Here is a 6,983-nt window from a genome sequence, read left to right as displayed (position 1 = left end):
AGGGGGCGGCGCCGCCCCCCCCCCGCGCGGGCCCCCCCCCCCCCCCCCCGCCGGGGGGGGCCCCGGCGCCGCCTGCCGGCGCCTCGCCTCCAGCCGGGGCAGCGCCGCCGGCAGGGGCCGCACCGCCAGCCGGCGCGGCATCCGGGCTCGGCAGCGGCGCGGGCGTGTCGGCGTTGGTGCGCAGCCAGGCGATCAGGTCGGCGCGGTCCTTCTCGCTCTTCATGCCGGCATAGGTCATGGTCGTGCCCGGAATGTGCGTCTTCGGACCGGCCAGGAACTCGTTCAGCTCCTCATAGGTCCAGTGCGCGCCTTCCTCGTGCTTCTTCTTGATCGCGGCCGAGTAGTTGAAGTCTTCCTTGTGGCCCATCGGTGCGTCGACCAGGTTCCACTGGTTCGGGCCGACCTTGTTGGCGCCGCCCTTCTCGAAGGTGTGGCAGGCGGTGCAGGCCTTCGACAGGGCCTGGCCCTTGGCCGGATCGGCCGCGGCCAGCAGCGGCGCGATCGGCGGCCCGGCCTGCTCGGCGCCGGCAGCCGGAGCGGCGGCGACGGCGCTGGTGTCGACCTTGTACGCGTTCTCGTGCAGCGGCTCCGGCGAGACCAGGATATCGGCCACGATGCCGGTCGCCATTCCGATGATGCCGGCCAGCAGGACAGCAGCGAATATTTTGTTGAATTCCATGCCGGATCTCACCTCGAAGCGCGACGGCAACCTCCCCGGACGCACGACTCGATTCGACCGTGCGGGCCCGCGGGTCTTGTAGAGGCGTTGCAATCGGTCTGGCAAGGGGCGATGTCCGGCTGCGACACCCTTTGCCGCCGCCGCGGAGGACGGCCGCGCGGCCAGGTTCGGCGATACTCGGGCGATGCCGGATTCGGCCCGGTCTTGACGGCGTCGCGGCAACGGAGGATGACGCGGCATCATGACTTCGTCCAACCCCGCCGCCTCCAACCCTATCGTCGTCATTCCCGCGCGCTTGGCCGCGACCCGGCTGCCGAACAAGCCGCTGGCCGACATCCATGGCGAACCGATGATCGTGCATGTCTGGCGCCGCTCGGTCGCGGCCGGCCTTGGCCCGGTGGTCGTGGCCTGCGGCGACCGGCCGATCGCCGAGGCGATCGAGGCGGCCGGCGGCACAGCGGTGCTGACCGACCCGGACCTGCCTTCGGGCTCCGACCGCATCGCCCAGGCGCTGCGCAGCGTCGACCCGGAGAGCCGGCACGACATCGTGGTCAACGTCCAGGGCGACCTGCCGACACTGGACCCCGCCCTGCCGCGGGCGGCGATGGCGCTGCTCGACGACCCGGCGGTGGATATCGGCACGCTGGCCGCGGTGATCGTGCGCGACGAGGAGAAGACCAACCCCGCCATCGTCAAGGCGATCGTCGAGCGGGAGGAGGGCGCGCGGACCGGCCGGGCCTTCTACTTCACCCGCACCACCGCGCCGTCGGGCGAGGGGCCGCTGCTGCACCATATCGGCCTCTACGCCTATCGCCGCACGGCGCTGGAGCGCTATGTGACGCTGCCGCCCTCGGCGCTGGAGCGGCGCGAGAAGCTGGAGCAGCTGCGGGCGCTGACCGCCGGGATGCGGATCGACGTCGCCATCGTCGACACCGTGCCGCTCGGCGTCGACACCCAGGAGGAGCTGGAGCGCGCCCGGCGCCTGCTCGCAAAAGGAGCTGCGCGATGAGGATCTCGTTCCAGGGCTGGCCCGGGGCCAATTCCGACATGGCGTCGCGCCAGGTCTTCCCGGATGCGGAGACGGTGCCGTGCCCATCCTTCGAGGACGCGCTGGCCGCGATCCATGACGGCCGGGCCGATCTCGGCATGATCCCGATCGAGAATTCGATCGCCGGCCGGGTCGCCGACATGCACCACCTGCTGCCGGAATCGGGCCTGCACATCATCGGCGAGCACTTCCTGCGGGTGAACCACCAGTTGGTGGCGCTGCCCGGCGCCAAGCTGGCTGACATCCGCGAGGTGCACAGCCATGTCCAGGCGCTAGGCCAGTGCCGGCAGTGGCTGCGCGCCCGCGGGCTGAAGCCGGTCAACCATGCCGACACCGCCGGTGCCGCGCGCATGGTGGCCGAGCGCGGCGATCCCGGCATCGCCGCCATCTCCAGCCGCCTGGCCGCCGAGATCTACAAGCTGCAGATCCTGGCCCGCGACATCGAGGATGCGGAGCACAACACCACCCGCTTCGTCGTGCTGTCGCGCGATCCGGTGCGGCCGAAGCCGAACAACGGCCCGGTGATGACCAGCTTCGTGTTCGAGGTCCGGTCGGTGCCAGCGGCGCTGTACAAGGCGCTGGGCGGCTTCGCCACCAACGGCGTGAACATCACCAAGCTCGAGAGCTACATGCTGGGCGGCCGGTTCAGCCAGACCCAGTTCTACGCCGATGTCGAAGGCCATCCGGACGACCAGTCGCTGCGTTTCGCGCTGGAGGAGCTGCAGTTCTTCACCCGCAACTTCCACATGCTCGGCGTCTACCCGGCCCACCCCTTCCGCCGCGATCCGAGCCAGATCTCCGAGGACGAGTGAGCGTCGACGTCGCCTTCATTTGGGCAGGCCGAGTACATCATAGAGGAAGTCCTGGCTGCGGGCGGCGGAAGGGCCGGGGCTTGCCCGGCCAGCCGCCGATGCCATGATCTCCGCGATGATGGCTCTGCGTTCGGCCAATGTCGGCTTCCTGGCCTCTGGCACCAGGCGAGCCACAGGCTGGCCGAACCGGGTCAGGACGACCTCCTCACCGGCCTCCGCGCGGCGCACCAGCTCGGCGAGCTTGGATTTGGCTCTCCCGATGGGTATGCGCATGATGCCCTCGATTGTCGCTCGTAGGTTGGGTTCGCGACTGCGAACCCAACAGACAATGGCGCTGCGGTGAGATGTTGGGTTCGCCTTTGGCGAACCCAACCTACGGGCCCGCGGCTATTCCTCCGCCAGCCAGTCTTCCAGCAGCCGACGGGCGATGCTGTCGCGGCGGGGCAGGCGGAACGATTCGTCGTCGACATGGCGGCGCAGCCAGTCGCGCTTGAACCAGGCGGCCGATTCCAGCTCGTCCTCGTCGACCTGAAGGTCGGAGGTCACGGCACGGCCGGTGAAACCCACCATCAGCGATTGCGGGAACGGCCAGGGCTGGCTGGAGTGGTAGCGGACGTCGTCCACCACGATGCCGGCCTCCTCCAGCACCTCGCGCTTGACCGTGTCCTCCAGACTCTCGCCCGGTTCCAGGAACCCGGCCAGCACCGAGTGCATGCCCTGCGGCCAGGCCTTCTGGCGGCCCAGCAGCACCCGGTCGCCGTCATGGATCAGCATGATCACCGCCGGGTCGGTGCGCGGAAAATGCTGGGTGCGGCAGTCCGGGTTGGTGCAGTCGCGGCGGTGGCCGGCGTCGCTGCTGGCCGTGGGGCTGCCGCAGACGCCGCAGAAGCGGTGGCGCGAATGCCACCACACCATGCCGCGGGCATAGGCCAAGAGGGCGCCCTCGTCATGCGGCAGCAGCGGCCCGACGGCGCGCAGGTCGAGGAAGCTGCCCAATCCGGCCAGCACGGGATCGGCGGCCGGGTCGGCCAGGCCGCTGACATCAACGGCGAGATAGGTGACATCGCCGTTGACCCCCAGCATGACGACCTCGGCGGCGGCCTCGCGCCACCAGGCCTCGGTCGCCGGCAGAGAGGAGGCCTGCGGCGCCTCCGGCGGTCCGGCGATCAGGTTGCGGCCCTGCCACACCGGCAGGATCCGGGTGTGCTCGCTGACCGTGACGCGGGCGATCCACTCGGCATCGCGACGGAAGCGGCCGGCGCGGTCGAGCGACGGATGGACGTAGAAGTTCGGGCGCAGCATGGCCCGACACTGGCACGGGCCCGGCTTCCGCGCCAGGGGCCGGAAAAGCAACTGTGCCATCCCGCAAGGACAGGTTAGATTGCATAAAATTGAAGGCCGACGGAAACGGCCGGGTTCATGACACGAAGGGGGTCACGTCTATGAAGCTTTGCCGCCGGATCGGTCTCGGCATGCTTGCCGCCACGGCCGTCGCCTTTGCCCTGCCGACCGCAGCCCAGGATTATCCGAACCGCGTCATCACCATGGTCGTGCCCTTCGCCGCCGGCGGGCCGACCGACACGGTGGCGCGCCTGATCGCCGAGCCGATGAGCAAGACGCTCGGCCAGCAGGTGATCGTCGAGAATGTCGGCGGCGCCGGCGGCACCATCGGCGCCTCGCGCGTCGCCAAGGCCGACCCCGACGGCTACACCCTGCTGCTGCACCATATCGGCCAGGCCACCAGCGCCACCCTGTACCGCAACCTCGACTACAAGCCGGGCGAGGCCTTCGCCGGCATCGGCCTGGTCACCGACGTGCCGATGACCTTCGTCGCCCGCGGCGACTTCGAGGCGAAGTCGATGCAGGATCTGGTGGAGTACGCGAAGGCCAACAAGGATTCCGTGACGGTCGCCAATGCCGGCGTCGGCTCGGCCTCGCATCTCTGCGGCATGCTGTTCATGGAATCGATCGGCACGCAGCTGACCACCGTCGCCTACAAGGGCACCGGCCCGGCGATGAACGACCTGCTCGGCGGCGTGTTCGACTTCATGTGCGACCAGACCACCAACACGACCAGCCAGATCAAGGGCGGCAAGATCAAGGTCTATGCCGTCACCTCCGAGAAGCGGGTGCCGTCGCTGCCGGACGTGCCGACCACCACCGAGTCCGGGCTGCCCAACTTCAAGATCGGCATCTGGCACGGGCTCTACGCGCCCAAGGGCACGCCGCAGCCGGTGATCGACAAGCTCGAGGCGGCGCTCAAGGGCGCGCTGCAGGACCCGAACGTGATCGCCCGCTTCGCCGATCTCGGCACCGAGCCGGTGGCGCTCGACCAGGCCACCCCGGCGGCGCTCGACGCCCATCTCAAGGCCGAGATCGCCAAATGGGAGCCGGTGATCAAGGCGGCCGGCGTCTACGCCGACTGAGCTCGCGCCTCCCGTTCCAACCCCGGACCCAGGAGTCGCGATGCGCCTCTCCATCCGTCATCCCAAGGACTTCTGGTCCGGGCTGATCTTCCTGGCCCTGGCGATCGGCTTCGGCTGGATCGCCCAGGGCTATTCCATGGGCCGCGCCATCAAGATGGGCCCGGGCTATTTCCCGACCGTGCTGGCCGGGATCCTGGCCCTGATCGGCCTGATTACCTTTGTGCGCTCCTTCGTGCTGGAGGGGGAGGGTGTCGGGCAATGGGCCTGGCGCGGCGGGGCGATCGTGCTGGGGGCGATGCTGCTGTTCGGCCTGCTGCTGCGCGGCGGCGGCCTGGTGGTCGCGGTGCTGGTGGTGGTCTTCGTCGGCGCCGCCGCCAGCGTCAAGTTCCGGGTGCCGGTCGCGGCTGCGGCGGCGGTCGTCCTCGCCGCCTTCTGCGTCGCCGTCTTCGTCTGGGGGCTCGGCCTGCCGATCCCCATCTTCGGCCGCTGGTTCGGGAACTGAGGCGACCATGGATCTCCTGCACGACCTGATCCTCGGCTTCGGCGTCGCCTTCACGCCGACCAATCTCGCCTACTGCTTCGTCGGGGTGCTGCTCGGCACGCTGGTCGGGGTGCTGCCGGGCCTCGGCCCGACCGCGACCATCGCCATGCTGCTGCCGGCGACCTTCGTGCTGCCGCCGATCGCCGCCCTGATCATGCTGGCCGGCATCTATTACGGCTCGCAATACGGCGGTTCGACCACGGCGATCCTGATCAATCTGCCGGGCGAATCGGCATCCGTGGTGACGGCGATCGACGGCTACCAGATGGCCAAGCAGGGGCGGGCCGGGGCCGCCCTGGCCGCCGCCGGCATCGGCTCGTTCTTCGCCGGCACGGTGGCGACCTTCCTGATCGCGCTGTTCGCGCCGCCGCTGGCCGCCATCGCCCTCAAATTCGGACCGGCCGAGTACTTCTCGCTGATGGTGCTGGGCCTCGTCGCCTCGGTGGCGCTGGCGCATGGCTCGGTGCTGAAGGCGCTCGGCATGATCGCGGTCGGCCTCTTGCTCGGCATGGTCGGGCAGGATGTCGAGACCGGCACGCCGCGCTACACCTTCGGCATCCCCGAGCTGTCGCAGGGCATCAGCTTCGTCGCCATCTCGATGGGGCTGTTCGGCATCGCCGAGATCATCCGCAACCTCGAGGCCGAGCATCTGCGCGACGTCATGGTGCGCAAGGTCTCGGGGCTGATGCCGACGCGGCAGGAGCTGCGCCGCATGGCCCCGGCGATCCTGCGCGGCACCGCCCTGGGCTCGGTGCTCGGCATCCTGCCGGGCGGCGGTTCGATCCTGTCCTCCTTCGCCGCCTATTCGCTGGAGAAGAAGATCTCCCGCCGGCCGCAGGATTTCGGCAAGGGCGCGATCGAGGGCGTCGCCGGGCCGGAAGCGGCCAACAACGCCGGTGCCCAGACCTCCTTCATCCCGATGCTGACGCTCGGCATCCCGCCGACGCCGGTGATGGCGCTGATGGTCGGCGCCATGATCATCAAGGGCATCCAGCCGGGCCCGCTGGTGATGACCGAGCAGCCGGACCTGTTCTGGGGCCTGATCGTCTCGATGTGGATCGGCAATTTCTTCCTGATCGTGCTGAACCTGCCGCTGATCGGCATCTGGGTCCGGCTCCTGAAGGTGCCGTACCACCTGCTGTTCCCGGCGATCCTGGCGTTCTGCTGCATCGGCGTCTACAGCCTCAGCAACAATGTCTTCGACGTCTATCTGACCGTGCTCTTCGGCCTGGTCGGATACATCCTGGTCAAGCTGGAATGCGAGCCGGCGCCGCTGCTGCTCGGCTTCATCCTGGGGCCGATGATGGAGGAGAATCTGCGCCGCGCCATGCTGCTGGCACGCGGCGACGTGACCGTGTTCGTCACCCGGCCGATCAGCGCCGTTCTGCTGGTGCTGACCGTGGGGGTGCTGGCGGTGATGGTCAGCCCGGCGATCCGCCGCAAGCGCGAGGAGGCGTTCCAGGAGGAGCCGGGTTAG

8 protein-coding genes are annotated in these 6,983 nt (G+C 69.3%); 5 read left to right on the top strand and 3 right to left on the bottom strand.

All coding sequences use genetic code 11. From position 1 onward, the window contains the following. On the bottom strand, positions 1 to 679 hold a 679-nt coding region (locus AAHM41_RS37755; protein WP_342241784.1), incomplete at its 3' end, for a c-type cytochrome. Between the two features lie 241 nt (positions 680 to 920). Here AAHM41_RS37755 and AAHM41_RS37750 point away from each other — a divergent pair. Together AAHM41_RS37750 and AAHM41_RS37745 are read left to right on the top strand one after the other, a co-directional pair. Continuing rightward, complete coding sequence (locus tag AAHM41_RS37750; protein ID WP_342241783.1) at positions 921 to 1,688, top strand: 3-deoxy-manno-octulosonate cytidylyltransferase; 768 nt, start codon at positions 921 to 923, stop codon at positions 1,686 to 1,688. Continuing rightward, positions 1,685 to 2,539, top strand: a complete 855-nt coding sequence (locus AAHM41_RS37745) for a prephenate dehydratase (RefSeq protein WP_342241782.1) — start codon at positions 1,685 to 1,687, stop codon at positions 2,537 to 2,539. The genes AAHM41_RS37750 and AAHM41_RS37745 overlap by 4 nt, the downstream gene beginning before the upstream one ends. A gap of 15 nt (positions 2,540 to 2,554) precedes the next feature. On the opposite strand, the gene AAHM41_RS37740 is transcribed toward AAHM41_RS37745, so the two are convergent. Together AAHM41_RS37740 and nudC are read right to left on the bottom strand one after the other, a co-directional pair. Next, entirely contained in the window at positions 2,555 to 2,812 is a 258-nt protein-coding gene (locus AAHM41_RS37740) for a type II toxin-antitoxin system Phd/YefM family antitoxin (RefSeq protein ID WP_342241781.1), read from the bottom strand. A 114-nt stretch (positions 2,813 to 2,926) separates the two neighbouring features. Beyond that, on the bottom strand, positions 2,927 to 3,841 hold the full coding sequence (gene nudC, locus AAHM41_RS37735) for an NAD(+) diphosphatase (protein WP_342241780.1): 915 nt from the start codon (positions 3,839 to 3,841) through the stop codon (positions 2,927 to 2,929). Positions 3,842 to 3,981: 140 nt separating this feature from the next. Here nudC and AAHM41_RS37730 point away from each other — a divergent pair, with 140 nt between their 5' ends. Genes AAHM41_RS37730 through AAHM41_RS37720 form a run of 3 tightly spaced genes read left to right on the top strand, consistent with a single transcriptional unit; the run spans position 3,982 to position 6,983 of the window. Further along, entirely contained in the window at positions 3,982 to 4,965 is a 984-nt protein-coding gene (locus tag AAHM41_RS37730; RefSeq protein ID WP_342241779.1) for a tripartite tricarboxylate transporter substrate binding protein BugD, read from the top strand. A 40-nt stretch (positions 4,966 to 5,005) separates the two neighbouring features. Then, positions 5,006 to 5,467, top strand: coding sequence for a tripartite tricarboxylate transporter TctB family protein (locus tag AAHM41_RS37725; RefSeq protein WP_342241778.1), 462 nt, complete (start codon positions 5,006 to 5,008; stop codon positions 5,465 to 5,467). Between the two features lie 7 nt (positions 5,468 to 5,474). Further along, entirely contained in the window at positions 5,475 to 6,983 is a 1,509-nt protein-coding gene (locus AAHM41_RS37720) for a tripartite tricarboxylate transporter permease (protein ID WP_342241777.1), read from the top strand.

The sequence above is a fragment of the Inquilinus sp. OTU3971 genome (assembly GCF_038440215.1).
The sequence above is the reverse complement of the archived record's forward strand: the minus strand, read 5'-3'. Positions and strand labels throughout refer to the sequence as shown.